The organism is Streptomyces sp. NPDC087440, from assembly GCF_044744005.1.
Taxonomy (GTDB): Bacteria; Actinomycetota; Actinomycetes; order Streptomycetales; family Streptomycetaceae; genus Streptomyces.
Genome location: NZ_JBIUXN010000001.1, coordinates 378,534 through 397,195 on the forward strand (window position 1 = coordinate 378,534; position 18,662 = coordinate 397,195).

Annotated in this window: 16 protein-coding genes and 1 pseudogene; 10 read left to right on the forward strand and 7 right to left on the reverse strand. The window is 71.8% G+C overall.

The window, feature by feature from the left end; translation table 11 throughout:
* Nucleotides 1-160: 160 nt before the first annotated feature.
* Nucleotides 161-523 carry a hypothetical protein gene (locus ACIO3O_RS01520; RefSeq protein WP_401740535.1) on the reverse strand — a complete coding sequence of 121 codons (363 nt, stop codon included), beginning with the start codon at nucleotides 521-523 and terminating at the stop codon, nucleotides 161-163.
* A gap of 74 nt (nucleotides 524-597) precedes the next feature.
* Between ACIO3O_RS01520 and ACIO3O_RS01525 the strand changes: the two genes are divergently transcribed.
* Nucleotides 598-843, forward strand: coding sequence for a hypothetical protein (locus ACIO3O_RS01525; RefSeq protein ID WP_401740538.1), 246 nt, complete (start codon nucleotides 598-600; stop codon nucleotides 841-843).
* Between the two features lie 325 nt (nucleotides 844-1,168).
* Entirely contained in the window at nucleotides 1,169-1,591 is a 423-nt protein-coding gene (locus ACIO3O_RS01530; protein ID WP_401740540.1) for a hypothetical protein, read from the forward strand.
* A gap of 46 nt (nucleotides 1,592-1,637) precedes the next feature.
* Here ACIO3O_RS01530 and ACIO3O_RS01535 read toward each other — a convergent pair whose 3' ends face one another.
* Nucleotides 1,638-2,156: a hypothetical protein gene (locus ACIO3O_RS01535; RefSeq protein ID WP_401740542.1), complete on the reverse strand. Its 519-nt coding sequence runs from the start codon at nucleotides 2,154-2,156 to the stop codon at nucleotides 1,638-1,640.
* Between the two features lie 255 nt (nucleotides 2,157-2,411).
* Here ACIO3O_RS01535 and ACIO3O_RS01540 point away from each other — a divergent pair, with 255 nt between their 5' ends.
* A complete protein-coding gene (locus ACIO3O_RS01540) occupies nucleotides 2,412-3,623 on the forward strand; it encodes a serine hydrolase domain-containing protein (RefSeq protein ID WP_401740545.1) in 1,212 nt (403 codons plus the stop codon).
* A 100-nt stretch (nucleotides 3,624-3,723) separates the two neighbouring features.
* On the opposite strand, the gene ACIO3O_RS01545 is transcribed toward ACIO3O_RS01540, so the two are convergent.
* Nucleotides 3,724-4,224 (reverse strand): MarR family winged helix-turn-helix transcriptional regulator, encoded by a 501-nt coding sequence (locus ACIO3O_RS01545; protein ID WP_401740548.1) that lies wholly within the window; start codon nucleotides 4,222-4,224, stop codon nucleotides 3,724-3,726.
* Between the two features lie 38 nt (nucleotides 4,225-4,262).
* On the opposite strand from ACIO3O_RS01545, the gene ACIO3O_RS01550 reads away from it, so the two are divergent.
* Nucleotides 4,263-5,708 carry an MFS transporter gene (locus tag ACIO3O_RS01550; RefSeq protein WP_401740551.1) on the forward strand — a complete coding sequence of 482 codons (1,446 nt, stop codon included), beginning with the start codon at nucleotides 4,263-4,265 and terminating at the stop codon, nucleotides 5,706-5,708.
* A 61-nt stretch (nucleotides 5,709-5,769) separates the two neighbouring features.
* Here ACIO3O_RS01550 and ACIO3O_RS01555 read toward each other — a convergent pair whose 3' ends face one another.
* The 3 genes and pseudogenes from ACIO3O_RS01555 to ACIO3O_RS01565 form a co-directional block, all read right to left on the reverse strand.
* Nucleotides 5,770-6,639, reverse strand: a complete 870-nt coding sequence (locus ACIO3O_RS01555) for a hypothetical protein (RefSeq protein WP_401740554.1) — start codon at nucleotides 6,637-6,639, stop codon at nucleotides 5,770-5,772.
* Nucleotides 6,640-6,715: 76 nt separating this feature from the next.
* A pseudogene (locus ACIO3O_RS01560) lies at nucleotides 6,716-7,057 on the reverse strand (GNAT family N-acetyltransferase).
* A 119-nt stretch (nucleotides 7,058-7,176) separates the two neighbouring features.
* Entirely contained in the window at nucleotides 7,177-7,695 is a 519-nt protein-coding gene (locus tag ACIO3O_RS01565) for a winged helix-turn-helix transcriptional regulator (RefSeq protein WP_401740556.1), read from the reverse strand.
* Nucleotides 7,696-7,788: 93 nt separating this feature from the next.
* Between ACIO3O_RS01565 and ACIO3O_RS01570 the strand changes: the two genes are divergently transcribed.
* The 6 genes from ACIO3O_RS01570 (at nucleotide 7,789) to ACIO3O_RS01595 (ending at nucleotide 17,192) form a co-directional block, all read left to right on the forward strand.
* Nucleotides 7,789-8,637, forward strand: coding sequence for a class I SAM-dependent methyltransferase (locus tag ACIO3O_RS01570; RefSeq protein WP_401740559.1), 849 nt, complete (start codon nucleotides 7,789-7,791; stop codon nucleotides 8,635-8,637).
* Nucleotides 8,638-10,010: 1,373 nt separating this feature from the next.
* Entirely contained in the window at nucleotides 10,011-11,597 is a 1,587-nt protein-coding gene (locus ACIO3O_RS01575; RefSeq protein ID WP_401740561.1) for an FMN-binding glutamate synthase family protein, read from the forward strand.
* A gap of 110 nt (nucleotides 11,598-11,707) precedes the next feature.
* Nucleotides 11,708-13,435, forward strand: a complete 1,728-nt coding sequence (locus ACIO3O_RS01580; RefSeq protein ID WP_401740564.1) for a thiamine pyrophosphate-dependent enzyme — start codon at nucleotides 11,708-11,710, stop codon at nucleotides 13,433-13,435.
* 605 nt (nucleotides 13,436-14,040) lie between these two features.
* A complete protein-coding gene (locus tag ACIO3O_RS01585) occupies nucleotides 14,041-14,823 on the forward strand; it encodes a 2OG-Fe(II) oxygenase (protein ID WP_401740566.1) in 783 nt (260 codons plus the stop codon).
* 8 nt (nucleotides 14,824-14,831) lie between these two features.
* A complete protein-coding gene (locus ACIO3O_RS01590; RefSeq protein ID WP_401740569.1) occupies nucleotides 14,832-15,539 on the forward strand; it encodes a tRNA-dependent cyclodipeptide synthase in 708 nt (235 codons plus the stop codon).
* Nucleotides 15,540-15,623: 84 nt separating this feature from the next.
* On the forward strand, nucleotides 15,624-17,192 hold the full coding sequence (locus tag ACIO3O_RS01595; protein WP_401740570.1) for an MFS transporter: 1,569 nt from the start codon (nucleotides 15,624-15,626) through the stop codon (nucleotides 17,190-17,192).
* Here ACIO3O_RS01595 and ACIO3O_RS01600 read toward each other — a convergent pair.
* Nucleotides 17,164-18,576 (reverse strand): oxygenase MpaB family protein, encoded by a 1,413-nt coding sequence (locus ACIO3O_RS01600; RefSeq protein WP_401740573.1) that lies wholly within the window; start codon nucleotides 18,574-18,576, stop codon nucleotides 17,164-17,166. The two genes, ACIO3O_RS01595 and ACIO3O_RS01600, sit on opposite strands and share 29 nt — an antisense overlap.
* Between the last annotated feature and the right edge of the window lie 86 nt (nucleotides 18,577-18,662).

Genomic DNA, 18,662 nt, shown 5'->3' on the forward strand with positions numbered 1-18,662 from the left:
CAACGTGTCGGGCAAGAGCGGCGAGACATGCGACTCGGCGAGTGACTCGTAAGGTGTGGCAGCGGGGCCGACATCAGTGCTGCGCGCCTTCGGTACACCCGGCACCTCGCCCATCGGGCAAGGGCTGCCGAGTGCCTCCGCGGGCGGCGACAGGCCGCTGTCAGCGATCGACGACCCACCGCGCGTCCGCGGGCCACGAGCCCGCTCCGACGATGTGCTCCACAAGTCTGAAGGCCTCACCGATAGGCACGGTGTCCCGGTCCGGGTACTCGTCGTGCTGGCCGTTGGACAGGACGAACCCGTCGCTCGCCCCCTCTGCTCCGGGGTCCACAGCATGCTCACCGGGATCGCCCTCCCCTTCGAGCAGCATCACCATCGCGCGCTCGGTGTTCGTCGCGAAGGTCAGCGACCGTCCGGAAGAGCTGATCAACCATGTCTCAAGCCGCCCGCCGTCGACCCTCGACCCTCGACCGAAGAGCCTCCAGCACCAGCTCAGTCGACACAAGGACAGGGCTGTCGTCATCAATCGCCCAGGATTCGATCATGAGCATGACGATCCCACGGACGGACCCAAGAGGCGCCGCCTAGGTTGTTGCCATGAACCTTGATGACGAGATCCGGAGCCGCGAAGAGCTGGCGACGTTCGTTCGTGGCCTTCATCAGGAGTTCTTGCGTCGAGGCCACGAGTGGGAAAACGCGAGCCTGGACAGCTTTCTTGAGGCTCTGGCCGCATGGATCGACGATGCAGACGGCATGTATCGCAACGTCGGCGAGGATCTCCCGTCCGGAGGTGACTGGGCGTTCTTCGCGCGGAGTCTTCGAGCGGCCACGGTCTACGAGTGACCGGTGGGGATCGCGTGGAACACCGCTGTTTCAGTTCGCCGTCGGACACCTCGCGCGGGGTCGCCCACGAATCGGTCCAGCGGACGGGGTGACCGGACTCATCCGTGGTGAGCCAGGTTCCGTCGCCCAGGGGCTGGGTGTCGTAGGGGTTGTCAGTGGTGGAGTTGTCTCTGACGGCTGGGCATCGTCACGGGTACGGTTCGCTGAACCATGGCCGACTCACCCGGGGCACTCCGCGTGACCTGCTGGTCTCCCTGCCGCTTCGGCGGTTCGACGGGCGGATCGGCTACCGGGCTGTCGAACGCGCCGGGCATACTGCGGTCCCGTGAGCCTCCACTTCGAAGTCGTCTTCGCCTGCTTCCTCCGGGACGACACCCCCGACGCGGTTCTGGATGCCCTGCGATGGCACCTCGGCCTGACCGGCGAACGCCCCACCGGGCTCGACCCGGACGAGCACACCTACCCGGTCCTCGTCCCGGACCCCGACGGCCGCCTGCCCGGGGGAGATGTCGCCTCGCTGCGGCGTCAGTCCCGCGGCTTCGCGGCCGGTCGCGAGCTTCACGCGTGGGGGCTGTTCAGCCGCAACCACTGGCTCGACGACGACATGGGCGAACTCGTCACCATCCTTGACCTGCTCGCACCGCATGTCGAGGAACCCGGCTACGGCGGACACTTCCGCGAGGAGTACGACGGCGAACCGTTCGCCTTCACCTTCGAGAACGGCACTTATGGGCCGCTGAAGGTCTGAGCAGGTCGAACCGTTGAGCGGCGAGACGTTGAGTTCGTCACATTCGTCAGTGCAGGATCTCGGCGCGCAGCCGCTCCTGCGGGGTGTTGATGTCCCAGTAACGGACGCTACCCCGGGCGTCCTTGAAGGCGCCCGTGCCGCCGGTGATGGCCATGTCGAGGGAGGTCTGCCCGTCCGAGCGCAGCGACTGCATCGTCAGGGAGCCACGGTCGAGGTCCAACGTGATCACGGCCTGCGACGTGACCTCGCCACCGGTGCCGACGTGCACGACCTGAGACGTCCCGGCTCCCCGGCCGACGGCGCGGCCGTTGTGCACCGCGGTGGCGAAGTAGACGCTCATGTCGCCCCGGCTCGGCCCCGGCCCGCCGAGGTCGAGGGACTCGTACTCAAGGTCCTTGAGCTGGAGTTCGATGATTTCGGTCCGGCCCTTCTCCGACGGGGAGGGGGACGGGGAGATGGAGGTGTCGGCGTTCGCGCCTCCTGTGGCGACGGCGGCGACAGCCACGGTGGCCAGCGACAGGGCGGCGAGTCTCGTGAAGCGGGGGCGCTTGCTGTTGTTCCTCACGGCGGGTACTCCTCATGGCGCTCTACGAGTGGGGGACAACGCGACGCTATGGCGGGCGGGTTGAGGCGTCCAAGACCGACCTCGCCATGACCTCATAGCAGTGGCGGCATGGTGTCCGTGGCGTGCGGCCAGGGTGATCGTCAGGGGAGGCTCAGGGGCGGGTCAGGGATGTCCCGAATCGAGCGGGGCGTCCGGGCAGGAAGACTTGGAGGCACGAGGGAACACCAGTTCCCGGTCTTCCCGAGTGGAGTCCCCATGTCCTTGCGCCGTCCGTCGGTCGTCACCTTGGCCACCGTCACAACTGCCCTTGCACTGTGCACAGTTGGTGCTCCTGCCCAGGCGGCGGGCGCTTCCCCCGGCCTGGACCGTGCCGCCCTGCGTGAGGCGATCGCCCTGCGCCCGGACGACGGCGCGGCCGGTGTCGTGGCCGAGGTCCACCGCGACGGCAGGACGTGGCGGGGCACCTCCGGCGACGCCGTCACCGGAAAGCGGGTGAGTACGAAGGCGCACTTCCGGATCGGCAGCGTCGCCAAGCCGATGGAAGCCGTGATCCTCCTGCAGCTCGCCGCCGAGGGGCGCGTCGATCTGGACCGGAGCGTCCAGCACTACCTGCCCGGGCTGCTGCCCGAGGACAGGTTCACGTCCCCCGTCACCGTACGGCAGTTGCTCAACCACACCAGCGGGCTGCCCCAGGATCTCGACGGCGCGTCACCGGTCCCCCAGGACCAGGACGCGGCGATCGACGGCCGCTTCGACACCCCGAGCTTCGACCGGAGCATCCGGCAGACGCTGCGGCCCGTGGGGCGTCCGGGGCCCGGGCCGCGGTTCCGCCCCGGCACCGCGCAGGAGTACAACTCCTTCGGCTACCGCATCGCGGGCAAGCTCATCGAGACGCTCACCGGCAACTCCTTCCACGACGAGGTCACCAGGCGCATCCTCAAGCCGCTCGGGATGCGCGACACGGCCACCTCGGTGCCGGGCCGCGCCACGTCCGTACCCCGTCCGTACCTCCCGGGCTACCTGCCGCGCAGCACCGGCGGCCTCGTCGACGTCAACCGACAGGGTGGCCTGCCCTCCACCATGACGTCGACCGGCGCCGACCTCGACCGCTTCATCACCGGCCTGTTCGCGGGCCGCCTCCTGCGTCCGGCCCAGCAGGCCGAGCTCTTCGCCGTGCCGCGCGGCGCCGACGGCAAGCCTCTGCCGTACGTGGGCTCCTCCAACTGCAACCTGGGCCCGGCAAAGGGCACCGCCTGCTACAGCACCGTCCTGATGTACTTCCCGCTCCCCGACGGCACCCTCCTGTGGGGCAAGACCGGCAGCGACATGGGCTACAAGGCCGGCGTCTTCGCCACCCCCGACCTCAACAGCCGTGCCGTGTACGCGATAGGCACCGCCTCGTCCGACAACCGGGCTCCCGCGACAGCCCAGCGCCTGGCCCTCGCCGCCTTCACGGGCCGGGCCTGACTCCGTCGACCGGGCCGCCGCCGCACCGGAGAACGCCAAGGTCCCGGCAGAAGGATCACGGCAGAAGGGTCACGGCAGCAAGGTCCCGGCAGAGTCGCGCTCAGGCGTCGTGCGGCGGCAGACTGCCGGCGAGGCGGGTGAGGAGGGTGGCGAGTTGGGCCTGCTCGTCCGCGTCGAGGCCGGTGAGGAGGCGACGCTGGTTGGCGAGGTGGGTGGCGATGAGGGCGTCGGTGAGGGCGACGCCTTCGGGGGTGAGGGTGATGAAGCGGCCGCGCGAGTCGGCTTCGGACACGGTGCGGACGACCAGGCCCCGGGCGGCCAGCCGGTCCACGCGCTTGGTGATCGCACCGGTCGTGACCAGGATCGTACGGCTGAGTTCGCCCGCCGACAGCGCATAGGGGTCGCCGGAGCGGCGGAGCGCGGCGAGCACGTCGAAGTCGCCGTTGCCGAGCCCCGCTGCGGCGAAGGGCGGGCGCAGGCGTTGGTCGAGGTCGTCGACGAGGCGGAAGAGACGGGACGTGACGAGCATCGGCGAGACGTCCAGGTCGGGACGTTCGCGATGCCACTGTTCGACGATGGCGGCAATCGGGTCGGCCTGCATCGCTTCACTCTATCTTCCGCGGATGATATTTATCTTCCATGGAAGATATAAGTGTGCCCGGGGGCGTCCACGGCATCGGTGCCGGTACGGACGGCGGTACGGATGCCGGTACAGATGGCCGTACGGACGGTGGGACGCGGCGTCGGGTCGTCGCCGCGAGCCTCGTCAGCTCCGTCGGTGACGGCATCTACGTACCGCTGACCATGCTGTTCGTCCACTCGCTCACCGGGTTGTCCCTGACCTCGATCGGCACCGGCCTGACCGTCGCCGGGCTCGGCGCGCTCGCGTTCATGCCGACCGCGGGCATCCTCATCGACCGGTACGGCGGACGCCGGGTGCTCATCGGCGTGCTCGCGCTGCGCGCACTCGGTTTCGCCGCCTACCCGTTCGCCGGCTCCTACCCCGCCTTCCTCGCGATCGCCCTGGTGGTCGCCGTGGGGATGTGGGCCTCCTCCCCCAGCCAGCACGCCCTCATCGGCGACCTCGCCCGGGGCTCCGAGCGCGACCGGCTGCTCGCGTGGGACCGGAGTCTGCGCAACGCCGGTATGGGGTGCGGCAGTCTGGCGGCGGCCGCCATGCTGGCGTTCAACGGCACCGCCGGTTTCATCGCCGCGGCCGAAGTGCTGGCCGCCGTCTTCGCGGTCGCCGCACTCCTGGTGACCCGGGTGCCCCATACCCGTAACAGCGACCGGGCGCCCAACACCCGTAACGGCGAAGGGATTTCACGTCCGCGCGAGGGATACCGGCAGGTGCTCGCCGACCGGCCCTACCTGCTCGCCACCACGGCCAACTTCCTGATCGCCTTCGGCTACACCGCCCAGGCCATGGCCCTGCCCGTCTTCCTCACCCGCGACGTCGGCCTCCCGGACGCGTTGGCCGGGGCCGTGTTCGCCCTCAACACCGTGCTGGTCGCCGTGGCGGGGGTGCCCGCCTCGCGGCTGACCCTGCGTGGCAGGCGCACCCGGGCCGCCGCGCTCGGCGCGGTCGTCTTCGCACTGTCCTTCGGCGCGTTCGCCGTACTGCCCGGCCTCACCCGTGGCTCGGGGGCGCTCGTCGCCGTCCTCATGGTGGCGGTCCTCTACACCGCGGGCGAACTCATCCACTCCGCGCCCTCGCAGGGGCTGTCCGTGCAGGCCGCGCCGGACCATCTGCGGGGCCGGTACCTCTCGGTGTACCAACTGTCCTGGTCCGTCTGCCGCACCGTCGCGCCGATGCTGCTCGGCTTCCTGCTCGACGCGCAGCCCTGGCACTTGTGGTCGGTGCTTGCGCTGCTGGTGCTGAGCGGGGCGGCGATCCTGCTGTGGGCGGAGCGGTCGCTGCCGGAGCACGCGGTCCGCGCCGTCGGCGGCACCGGCTCCGGGAATGGCTTCTCGCGAACGTCCGGCGCGGCGGCCGGTGCTGGTGCTGCTGCCGTTGCGGGTGCTGCTGCCGTTGCGGGTGCCGCTGCCGTTGCGGGTGCTGCTCCGGGGGAGGCGGCGGCCTGAGTACGGACCCAGGCCTTGGTCGTACGCGAAGGAACGGCGCCGCCCCCTCCCCCGCCGACGGTCAGCCCCCGAGCGGGCCGCCGAGGGAGGCGGCCGGTACCGTACGGGCGTTCTTGGGGAGGGCGGGCAGGGTTACGGGCTCGCCGCGACCGGTGAGGTTCATGGTCGCGGTGACCTTGCCCTGGCCGAGGTCGCAGCCGAGCGTGATGCGGACGATCCGCCCGTCCTTGCCGAGCCAGACGTCGGCGAACGCAGGAAGGCTGTCGCCCATCGCCTCCAGCGGGCCCGCCATCAGTTCGCGCCGGTCCTTCGCCATGCGCAGCAGCAGGGCCTTGCTGTCCAGCTTGCCCCGGTAGTGCACGGCGGAGGTGCCGTTCACCTTCTCCTGGCCCACCTCGGTGACGTCGTGCGCCATGGACACCTGGCGCAGGACGTGTTCCGGGTCGTTGGCGGGTGCGCGCAACAGGTAGTGCACCTCGGTCTTGTCCCGCTGGATCGCGCGCCAGCCGGTGTCGCCGTTCCGCTCGCTCGGCATCCGTACGTAGACGGTGTCGTCGCTGAAGATCTCGTCCAGGGGCACCGGCTTCTGGGCGGTGCCGCCGGTCTGGGCCAGGGAAGCCTTGAGGGTGCCCTTGTCGGCCTTCATGTCGAAGGCGCCCTTCACCGTGATCGTGAAGTCCTGCCCGCCGCCGGTCAGTCGGATGGCCTCGTCGATGCGGGCGGTGCTGTTGCCCGCGGCGTCGACCGCGGCGCGCACGGCGGCGGCGGGGTCGGCGGAGGGGGTCGGGGCCGGGGTCTGCGCGGAGGAGGTCTTCTGGGCCTGCCCTCCGGGCGCGGGCGCCTTGCCGTCCGTACCGGACGAGCAGGCGGTGCCGAGTACGGCTATGGCGCTGATGCCAGTGATGCTGATGAGAATGGCGGAACGCCGCATGGTCTTCCCCGTTGGTGCTGGTACGGCGAGGCGGGATCTCCCCTCGCGCTAGAACAGGGATTCTATTATCAGCTCCCTACAGCGCGAGCAGGCCCGCCGCCGTCTCCCGGAAGCCGCATCCGTCCAGGTAGAACGCATACAAGTGCTCCTCGAAGTCGACGTGCAGCCATGCGCACCGCGCGGCGCGGGCTCCACGGGCGGCGGCCGCGACGAGTTCGGCGCCCATGCCCTCCGAGCGGCGGTCCGGGGCGACCACCGTGTCCAGGAGGAAGGTGTGGGAGCCGCCGTCCCAGGCGACGTTGACGAAGCCGACCAGGCGGCCGTCCTCCCGGGCGCACACCCAGCCGAGGCGGTGCCGTTCCAGGCGAGTGCGTCAGTCCGTGCGGGACACGGGGTGACCGAAGCCGTCGGCGTGCAGGGCGTTGAGGGCCGCGTTGTCGACGTCGGCCCGTCATGCGTCATGGATCGTCATTCCGCGAGCGTAAGGCAGGCTCGGCGCCCTCGGCCGGGCACCGGCTCCGGCCTCGAAGACTCCGCCTACGGGGAGGGGGGTTCCTCCTGGCGCGCCGCGATCAGGGGGCCCAGCAGGCGGGTGCCCGGGCCGATGCGGCCGCCGGGGCCCGGGAGTTGGGTCGTGGTGGACAGGGTGAGCGGCTCGTGGCAGGCGTCGCAGGCCAGGGTCGGGGTGGTGACCCGGCCGCAGGTGTCGTGGCGGATGCGGGCGGGGGGTCCGGCCGGGTCGGCGTACCACTTGTCGCCCCAGGCCATCAGGGCGAGCAGGACCGGGTAGAGCTCGCGGCCCTTCTCCGTGGCGACGTACTCCTCGCGCGGCGGACTGGCCCGGTACTGCTCGCGGGTCAGCACCCCCTCCTCGACCAGCCGGGCGAGCCGGGCGGCGAGGACCTTGCGGGACAGGCCGAGGTCTTCCGCCAGTGCGTCGAAGCGACGGATGCCGAGGAGGACGTCGCGCATGATCAGGGCCGTCCAGGCGTCCCCGAACAGGTCGGTCGCCCGGGCGATCGAGCAGGCGACGGAGGAGAGGGGGGTGCGGGTCATGGGGGTGAGGGTAGCGACGCCGGGTTCCCTGAGGAAACCCGGCGGTGCTAGGTTCCTTGAGGGAACTCATGTGGAATGTCGAGGGAGTTGGCCATGGGCACCACCCCGCACGTCGCGCACAGCGCACGCACCACACGCACCGCACGCACCCAACGCGCCGCACGCACCCCACGCATCGCGGTCGATGTCGCCGGGACGGTGGTCGACGGCCGTCACATCCGCGCCCTGACCTTCCAGTCCGTACGCCTGGACTATCTGCGGCGCCTCCTCGGGGAGTCCGGCCTCGCCGCACCGGGCGGCCGCGCGCTCGTCGTCGGCAGTGGGCGTGGCGTACTGGCCCGGGGTCTCGCGCGGCTCGGGTTCGAGGTGGTCGCCGCCGACGCCTCCCCCGCCGCGACGGACCTCGCCCGGGAGGCGCACACCGGGTCGGGCGTCACATACGTGACGATGCCTGCCGAGGAACTCGCCCTGGAGACGGGTTCGTTCGACCTGGTGTACTGCGCCGACACCCTGGAGATCACCGAACGCCCGGGGACCGTCCTCGCGGAGGCGGCACGGGTGCTGCGTCCCGGCGGGGTCTTCGTCTACGACACGGTGAACCGCACCCCGGTGTCGCGCCTCGTCTACCTCGGTGCGTTCCAGACCTTCCCGGGGACGCGGATCATGCCGCGCGGCCGGTATTCCGCGCGCCGGATGCGCCGCCCGGCGGAACTGGCCGAGGGTCTCGGGCGGGTGGGTCTGTCCGTACGGGACGTGTCGTCGTTCAAGCCGCGTGACGTACGCAGTCTGGTGCGGGCGGCGCGCGGGCGCAGGCGCGGGACGCTGACGGACGAACAGCTGCCGGGGCTGGTCGACATGGTGCTGGAGCCGGAGGGCAGGCCGGTGGTCACGTATCTGGGGTATGCGGTGCGGGGCGGGTGCGATGGAGCCGCGGGGCGGTGAGGCCGGGTCACCGTCGCCGTAGCCGTCGCCGCCGGTGAGGACGTCCGGGGTGGGCGCCCGGGTGGCGCTCCGGAGGCGGCGGAATCGCACCACCGCCCGCGCTGGGGTGTCCGCCGGCGGACGACCGCAGTGAGGGGGAGCGGGCACCGGCTGCCGGGAGGCCGTCGGGGCCGGCGGGAGCCCCGGTACGGGGCGTGCGGCGCATGGGGTCTGGGGCGGCGCGGACCGTGTCGAGCCGGGGGCGGGCCGTGCCGGGGGGCGGGGGCATCTGCGGTGTGGCGGCCAGGGCGTGAGCGTTTCGACGTACGCCAACGGGCAGCCGGGGCGGCGCGTGCCGTACCGAGCCGGGCCGAGGCGGAAGGGCCGCACCGGGGGGGGCAGGGGGCCCACGGTGCGGCAGCCGGGGGCGTGAGCGTTTCGACGTACGCCAACGGGGAGCCGGGGCGGCGCGTGCCGTACCGGGCCCGGCCAAGGCGGGAAGGCCACACCGGGGGGCACGGGGCCCACTGTGCGGCAGCCAGAGGCGTGAGCGATTCGACGTACACCAACGGGCACCCGGGGCGGCGCGTGCCGTACCGGGCCCGGCCAAGGCGGGAAGGCCACACCGGGGAGCACGGGGCCCACAGTGTGGCAGCCGGGGGCGTGAGCGATTCGACGTACGCCAACGGGCAGCCGGGCTGGGGCGACCGCCCGGTCCCGGCGCAGCGCGCATCCCTCGGCCCACGACGGGCTGCGGCTCGCAGGCTCACCCGCGTCCCCCGGCGAGGTGCGGTGCCCCATCGCCACTGGGCCACCGGGCTGCCGACCAGGCGGCCCGTCGCGAAGCGGACACTGACCCGTGGACATGCCCCTGACGACATACGGAGGCACCCCTGTGGTACCCGGCCACCCGCAGGGGCGACCGCCCGGTCCCGGCGCAGCGTGCACCCCTCGGCCCGCGACGGGCTGCGGCTCGCAGGCTCGCCCGCGTCCCCCGGCGAGGTGCGGTGACCCATCGCCACCGGGCCACCGGGCCACCTGGTCGGCAGCCCGTCGCGAAGCGGACGCCGCCCCATGGACGTGCCCCCTGTCGGCGTACGGAGGCAACCCTGTGGCACCCGGCCACCCGCATGCGAGGCCCGTGCCACCCGGTCGGCAGCATGCGCGACCCGAGCGCCGCTGCGGACGGCGGAGGGGGCGGGCTCGGTCGGCTTCCCCCGGAGCGTGCACCGGCAGGCTGTGCGTGGCCGCACGGACGGGTGCGGCGTGCGTGGGCAGGGGGTGTGCGGCACATGGCCTGCGGGCAGCGGGGCGTCGGGCTCCAGCGGCGGCGGTGGGGCGGTGCCACCTGGTCGGCGGACATGAGAGGGGCCCGAGCGGTTAACAGATCAGCCATGAAGCGTTTCGGGGCCGTGGGCCTTCTCGTCCTGTGTGCGGTGGCCGCCGTGGTGGCGGCCTGCGCCGTGTCGGGCTGGTGGTGGGTCGCTGCCGGGCCGCTCGTGGCGGCCGCGCTGGTCGGGACGTACGACCTCGTGCAGCGGCGGCACTCGGTGCTGCGCAACTATCCCGTGCTCGGGCACGCCCGTTTCCTGCTGGAGGCGATCCGGCCCGAGCTCCAGCAGTACTTCGTCGAGCGCAGCTTCGACGGGCGGCCGTACGACCGCGACACCCGCAGCATCGTCTACGAGCGGGCCAAGGGCGTCGACGCCGAGGAGCCCTTCGGCAGCGAGCGGGACATGTACGGGCGCGGGTACGAGTTCCTGGTGCCGTCCATGCGGCCGGTGGACCCGGCCGGGACGCCGCCCCGGGTGCGGGTCGGCGGGCCGGACTGTACGCAGCCGTACGACATGGCGCTCCTCAACGTCTCCGCGATGAGCTTCGGGTCGCTCTCGGCGAACGCGGTCCTCGCGCTCAACACGGGGGCCGCCCGTGGTGGCTTCGCCCACGACACCGGGGAGGGCGGGCTCTCCGAGTACCACCTGCGGCCCGGCGGCGACATCGTGTGGGAGATCGGGACGGGGTACTTCGGCTGCCGTACGCGGGACGGGGGCTTCGATCCCGAGCAGTTCCGCGAGAAGGCCGCGCACCCGGCGGTGAAGTGCGTCTCGCTCAAACTGTCGCAGGGGGCCAAGCCGGGGATAGGAGGGGTGCTGCCCGGCGAGAAGGTCAACGCGGAGATCGCGCGGGTGCGGGGTGTTCCGGAGGGTGAGACGGTCATCTCGCCGCCGTATCACCGGGTGTTCTCCACCCCGCGCGAGCTGGTGCGATTCCTGGCGCGGATGCGGGAGTTGGCGGACGGCAAGCCGGTGGGCCTCAAGCTCTGCCCGGGGTCGCGGGTGCAGTTCCTCGCCGTGTGCAAGGCGATGCTCGCGGAGAACGTCACACCCGACTTCATCGTGGTGGACGGCGCGGAGGGCGGCACGGGGGCGGCGCCGCTGGAGTTCGCCGACCATCTGGGGATGCCCCTGACGGAGGGGCTGATCACCGTGCACAACGCCCTGGTCGGCGCCGGGCTGCGCGACCGCATCCGGATCGGCGCGAGCGGGAAGGTCGCCACCGGGGCCGACATCGTCAAACGGCTCGCGATGGGCGCCGACTGGACCAACGCCGCCCGCGCCATGATGTTCGCCGTCGGCTGCATCCAGGCCCAGCGCTGCCACACCAACCGCTGCCCCACCGGCGTCACCACCCAGGACCCGCGCCGCGCCCGCGCCCTGGTCGTCCCCGACAAGGCCGAGCGGGTGCACCGCTTCCAAGGGGCGACGGTCGCCAGTGCCTTGCAGATCATGGCGGCGATGGGGGTGCGCGATCCGGGCGAGCTGGGCCCGCACCTGATCCGGCGGCGCGCCACCGACGCGGACGACTTCCGCTCGTACGCGGAACTGTACGAGTGGCTGACACCCGGACAGCTGACGCAGGACCCGCCGCCGGGCTGGGCGGCGGACTGGAAGGCCGCGGACCCGGACACCTTCGACTTCTGACCGGGCCGTGGGGACCGCGGGTCCCGTGACGCGGACTCAGGTGCAGGTCTCGTTGGCAGATACGTTGGCAGATTTGTTTGCAGATTCGCTTGCGGAAAGGAATTCGAACTATGGCTCGCACCGTTGGCCGGCTCTTCGCGGACACCCTGGAGGAGCTGGGCGTCCAGCACGTCTTCGGGGTCGTCGGCGACGCGCTCAACCCGCTCACCGACGCCATCCGGACCTCGAAGTCCGTGTCCTGGGTGGGCTGTCGGCACGAGGAGGCCGCCGCGTTCGCCGCCGGGGCGCAGTCGCAGCTCAGCGACACGATCGGGGTGTGCATGGGTACGGTCGGGCCGGGCGCCGTCCACCTCCTCAACGGGCTGTACGACGCGGCCAAGAGCGGCACGCCCGTGCTGGCGATCGCCGGGCAGGTGCCGCTGGCCGAGGTCGGCACCGACTACTTCCAGGAGGTCGACAACGACCTGCTGTTCAAGGACGTGGCCGTCTTCCGCGCCACCGTCACCTCCCCCGAACAGCTGCCCGGCCTGCTGGAGGTCGCCGTCCGCCACGCCATCGGGCGGCGCGGGGTGGCCGTCCTGACCGTGCCCGGCGACATCGGCGACCAGGAGCTGCCCGCCGACCGGCCGCTGCGGCTGTCCCTCGTCGGCTCCGGCAACCGCCCCGACGACCCGGCCCTCGACGAGGCGGCGCGCCTGATCAACGACAGCGGCGACGTCACGCTCCTGGTGGGGCGCGGCGCCCGCGAGTCCCGCGCGGACGTGCTGGCGCTGGCCGAGCGGCTGGGCGCGCCGATGGTCCTCACGCTCAAGGCGAAGGAGGGCTTCGAGGGCGACAACCCGTACCAGGTCGGCCAGACCGGGCTGATCGGCAATCCGGCCGCCGCCTGGGCGATGGACCACGCGGAGACGCTCGTCCTGCTGGGCACCGACTTCCCGTACCGGGACTGGTATCCGGAGGGCAAGAAGGTCGTCCAGGTGGACCGGGTGGCGGAGCACATCGGGCGGCGGGTGCCGGTGGACGTGGGGCTGGCCGCGGATGTGGGTCCTACGGTACGAGGCCTCCTGGAGCGGATCGACGCGCGCGAGGACCGGGGGCACCTGGAGTCCGCCCGGAAGAAGTTCCTGCACTGGAAGGAGGGCCAGGCACGGCTTGCCGAACCCGGGCACGACCGGGGGCTGTTGGGCAGGATGCGCTCCGCGCTGGACAACCGTTCGCACCTCGTGCGGCCGGAGGCGCTGGCCGCCGCGATCGACCAAGTGGCGGCGGACGACGCCGTGTTCACCTCGGACACCGGCATGGCGACGGTGTGGCTGTCCCGGTTCGTCGAGATGCGGGGAGCGCGGCGGCTGCTCGGCTCGTACAACCTGGGTTCGATGGCCAACGCCATGCCGCAGGCGATCGGGGCGCAACTGCTGGACCGGGACCGGCAGGTCGTCGCGTTCTGCGGTGACGGGGGCCTGTCGATGCTGCTCGGCGATCTGATGACCATCCGGTCGGAGCGGCTGCCGGTGAAGCTCGTCGTCTTCGACAACCAGCGGCTGGGGATGGTCAAGCTGGAGCAGGAGCAGGCGGGGCTGCCGGAGTTCGGCACGGTGCTGGACAACCCGGACTTCGCGGCGGTCGCGCAGGCGCTGGGCATCACGGGCATCCGAGTCTCGGGGGCGGAGGAGCTGGCGGAGGGGGTGCGGCGGGCTTTCGCGGAGCCGGGGCCCGTGCTGCTGGACGTGCTGACGAACCCCGAGGAGATCGCGGTACCGGCGAAGCCGACGGTGCAGCAGGGGTGGGGGTTCGCCATTGCGAAGGTACGGGAGAACTTGGAGAGTTCGGGGAGCTGAGGGGCCTCGGGCGGGGCCGACGCGGGCCGGTACGAGGGTGGGCCGGGGCCTCTTTGGACGGGCGTCCGGCGTGGGGCTTGGCCTCGGGCCCGTGTGGGGGTGGGCCGGGGGCGAGAGGGCCAGAACCGGGCGGGGCCGGTGTCGGGCGGGCCGCCCCCTTGCCCGCCCGTCCCGCCCCCGGGGGGCGGCCCCGCCGCCCAAGGGGGCTCGGGGGAAGGGGGAAGGGCGGCCCCGCCACCCAAGGGGACGGGGGGAGCGACGGGCCCCGTGCCCCGCCGCCAACAGGCGTACCCGGCACGCGCGGGCGGACCTCCACCGGCAGGATCAAGCCAGGCCGCTTCCCGCCAGAGCGTGCCGTTTCGGCCATACGCGCCCGCTGCACCCCGCATCGCCAAGGCGTGCGGCGGCCGGTGAGGGGGTGGATCAAGCCCCGTGAGCGGGCCGCGCGCTGCGGCTGAATTTCTCCCCGATCATGAACTCCTCATTGCACGGAATGCGAATTGGTTGCCCACAGCCAAGACCAGTGTGTGTAGTAGGCATGGAAGTTGGCGGGTGCATTGCTGAAATAGCAGGCACCGGCCGGGGCGCCTATCAGCTGGAGAATCATGCAGATCCTTACCCGAAAGACTGCACGCCAGATATCCCACGAAGACATCCTCGGACTCGTCGAGGGCACGGCACTCGCCATCCATGTGCCGGGATTCGTACCCGAAGACGTCGTCGCCGCAGCGCGCGAGAAAGTCATCGACCACCCCGAAAAGGGCGGGCTGAGTCAGGACACCTCTTTCCAGCGCATCGGATTCGCCTACTCCGAGATCAGCGACGAGGCCTCGCGGGACCTTTACCACGCGCAGGCGCGGGACAACATCCAGCGGATGCGCGACCTCTTCGCCCCCTACGCGTCGCCCAGCGACACCTTCAGGGCGGTCGTCGACGAGGCGTGGAACGCCGGGGCCTCCCTCCTCGACATCGCCGGACGCAAGGCATTCATCGGCATCTGCCGGTTCCAGGACAAGGGCGTGGACCTCAACCCGCACACCGACGCCCTGGAGCGCAACCTTCCGGCCGACGGCACGCACCGGCTCGCCGCCCAGCTCTCCGCCAACATCTACCTCAACATCCCCCGGCAGGGCGGCGAGCTCGAACTGTGGGGCACCGAGCCCGGCGAGGACGCCTACAACGAGCTGAAGGGCGAGCGCGTCTGGGGCCTGGAACGCGATCAGCTCGGCCCTCCCAAGGAAGTGATCAAGCCCGAGCCGGGCGACCTCCTGCTGCTCAACCCCCGCCAGATCCACGCCGTCCGGCCCTCCAGCGACGAGCCGCGGGTCACGCTCGGGCACTTCCTCGGGTTCTACGGACCCGACCGGCCGCTGGCCCTGTGGAGCTGAGGGCGGCCATGAGCAACTGCAGCAACCACATCATCGACGGCCGCACCAAGGCGAACTTCGGCGAGGCCGCCAAGAAGCTCACGCTCGACGGCACCCGCTGCGTCCTGCTGGTGAGCGTCGGCCAGCGCTACCACGAGGGCGACAAGCTGCGGGCGACCGTGGAACTCCTCAACCGCAGCCGCTTCAGGGAAGTGACCGTCGCGGTCGCCGACACCCTCCAGCGCTCCAACCGCCACCACCTGCCGCCCGAGCAGGCCTACGCCGATTCCCTGCGGGAGGGCGACGACTGGCTGGAGCGGAACGCCAAGACGCTCGGCGGCCTGACCGTGCCCCACCAGATCCTCCGGTGGGACGCGGCACTTCACGACCCGCAGTACACCCAATTCAGGCAGCTCGTCGAGGAGGCGTACGAGAACAATCCCGATTACCGGCGGGCGGTGGATTCCACCATCGGGAAATTCATCGACCGGATGACGGCGCGCGATCCCGGAACCGACGTCGAATCCGCTTTCCGTGGATGCCGGGAATACCTCATCGAGGAATGCCCCATCATCATGCCGATGTGGGCCCACCAGGGATACGACTACGTCGTCTACCCGCAGCCGATGACGGCCGCCATGGCCGAGACCCAGAAGCTCTTCGTCAGCGAGGCGTACACCGGGAAGGGAAATTGGCTTTCCCTCAGGTTCAAGAAGCGGGCGGTCGTTCCCGGCTGATCCGGCACGGCTCCGCCCGCCCCCCACGTCCCCGCCCCCCACCACGAACCGGTACCGGCAGCGGTACCAGAGGACACGACCGCCGTGACGACACCCACCACCCCCACCGCCCGACCGGCCACCGCCGAAAAGCCCTCCCCGGACCGAAAATGGTGGGCCTTCGCCGGAGTGGGCCTCATCAGCTTCCTCGGCTGTATCGACCTCACCATCGTCAACACCGCCGCCCCCCGCATCCAGACGGAACTCGGCGCGTCCGTCACCGATCTCCAGCTCATCGTCAACGTCTTCATCGTCGCCCTGTCCATGTTCATGGTGACGATGGGCCGGCTGGCCGACTCGTACGGCCGGCGCCGCATCCTCTACATCGGCGCCGTCGTCTTCGGCCTGGCCTCCCTCGGCGCGGGCTTCTCCGCGAGCACGGGTTGGCTGATCGCCTTCCGGTTCCTCCAGGGGGCCGCGGGGGCGATCCTGTACACCTCCACCGGCGCCATCGTGCAGAACGCCTTCCCCGCCTCCCAACGCGGCCGCGCCATCGGCGCGTTGTACGGGGTCAACGGCGTCGGCCTCGCCATCGGCCCCCTCCTCGGCGGCGTCATCGTCTCCGCGCTCGGCTGGCAGTGGGTGTTCTGGATCAACGTCCCGCTGGTCGCCCTCGCCCTGGCCCTGTGTTCCTTCAGCGTCCGCGAATCCCGCAACGAGCAGGCCACCGCCCGCCTCGACCTGCCCGGACTCGTACTCCTCAGCATCGGCATCCCCGCCGTGGTGCTCGCCTTCACGCTCGGCGGCACCTGGGGCTGGTCGAGCCCGGCGACGCTCGGACTCCTGGCGGCGGCCCTCCTCACCCTCGTCGCCTTCTCCGTCGTCGAGCGGCGCACGGCCGAACCCCTCATCGACTTCCGGCTCTTCCGTGCCCCGGCCTTCCTCGCCGCGATCGTCTCGGACTTCGCCCTGGCCTGCTTCTACACCACGGTCCTCTTCCTGCTGCCCCTCTATCTCGCCCTGGTGCGCGGGTACGACGGCTACGCGACCGGCGCGATGCTGCTGCCCTGCACCGCGGTGATGGCCGCCCTCTCCCCCTTCACGGGCCGCCTCACCGACCGCTTCGGCCCCAGGAAACTCCTGGTCACGGGCTTCACCGCGTTCACCGTCTCGGCCCTGCTCCTCACCCGCCTCACCGCCGGCGTCCCCCTCCCCCTCCTGGTCGCCGCGCTCGCGCTGATGGGGGTGGCCTGGGCCTGCGTCCTCGGCCCGGCGACCGTCTCGGCCCTCTCCTCCGTACCGGAACGCCAGGCCGGACTCGCCATGGGCGCCTCCTGGACCTTCCACAACCTCGGCGGCGCGATCGGTCTCGCCGTCGGTGTCGTCCTCTACCGCACCCAGGCCTCCGCGAGCCTCACCTCGGCGCTCTCCGGCCACGCCCCCGCCGGCCCCTGGGCCGACGAGGCGGTGGCCGACCCGTCACGCGCGACCGCACTGCTCACCGAGCACACCGCACTGTCCCCGGCCGACGTCACGGGGGTGTTCCAGCGCATGTTCACCGACGGCACCCAGGCAGCGATGTGGCTGGTCGCGGCCACCTCCCTGGCCGCCCTCCTCGCCCTGGCCCTCATCGGCCTCAGGCGGGTCAGCGGCCAAAAAGGTGGGTCCCGGTAGGGGTCGTGGAGCGGGCGGTGAAGAAGTCGGTGAGGGCGGCGAGGAATTCGGCGCGGCTGATCTCGCCGTCGCCGTCCGCGTCGAGTTCCTGGAAGCCCCGGTTGAGGTCCGCCGGGTGGAGCTTGGAGCCGAAGAGCCTGCGGTATTCGGTCATGTCCAGTTGGCCGCCGCCGTCGACGTCGGCGACGTCGAAGAGGGCGCCCATGGCGTGCGGGAGGCCCTCGCGGACGTGGTCGGGGGTGCGGTCCTGGTCCGTGAGCGTCCCCGTGACGAACTCGTCCCGCGAGACCCGGCCGTCCCCGTCGCCGTCCATGGCGGCGAGCTGCTCCCACCACGCGTCGAACGCCCGGTATACCTGCTGTTCCCGGTCGTCCGTGAGGTCCTGGTGCCAGCACACGGTCCGGACCATCGCCTGGAGGTCCTCCCGGGTGATGAAGCCGTCGCCGGTCTGGTCGAGCACGTCGTCGAAGAACCGGCCGACCCGCACCGGACGCGGGTCCTCGGCACCGCCGCCGCGCTGCACCGGCAGCGGCCGCCGCGCCGCCCGGGGCTCCAGCGGGCCGCCCCGGAGCGCGGCCGAGGCCAGCGGCAGGTAGCGGTACGCGAGAGGGAGGGCAGCCATGAGCAGTGCGGCGGTGCGGTGCAGCAGCCACGACGCGGCCCGGTCGCCCCGCCCCGCCCGCAGGCCCAGCCGGGCGCGGTACGGGGCCGGGAGGTCCGCGCGCAGCACGCTGCCCATCACCACCGCCCCCACCTTCACCAGCGCCTCCCACACGGGGGCGGGGCACCGGGCCAGGAAGGGCGGGCGCCGGACGGAGGCGTACAGCGCCCCGAGGAGGTGGCGGACTTCGGGGTTGTCCTCCAGGCCCTCCTCCACCATGTGGGCGAAGTACGTGTGGTGGGCGGCCAGGTCGGCGGGGATCGTGTCCTCGCCGATGCCGAAGGCGAGCGTCACCGTCCGCCACTCGTCGTACAGGCGCGCCTCGTCGGCGGGGGCGAGCGGCTTCCCGCCGAGCCGTTCCATCGTCACCATGGCGTCGAAGAGGGTCAGCATGATCCAGGCGCGGCTGGTGTCGTCGAGGCCGTCGTACGGTCGGCCCTGCTCGTCCGTGCCGTTGATGTGCCGGTGTGCGCGGCGGATGCGGGCGACCTCGCGCTCCCGGGTGTCCTCGTCGCCGTAGGTGAGGCGCTGGAGGCTGTCGAGGGTGAGTTCGAGGCGGCGCAGCGGGCGGGTCCGGTAGGTGGAGTGCCGGGCGAGCGCCGCTCCGCCCGCGGGCAGCGCGGCCTCCAGGACCAGGGCCCGGCCGGTGACGAGGAGCATCCTCGCCTGGCCCAGGTACTTCCAGCTGAGCGAGCCGGGGCCGGGAAGTCGACGGTCAGTCACGCGGTGTCTCCTGCGGTGGGGTGCAACGTGGTGCGGCGGGGGGGGTGTCGTCACGGCCGTCGTGGCGGCGCGGCAGGGGCGCAACG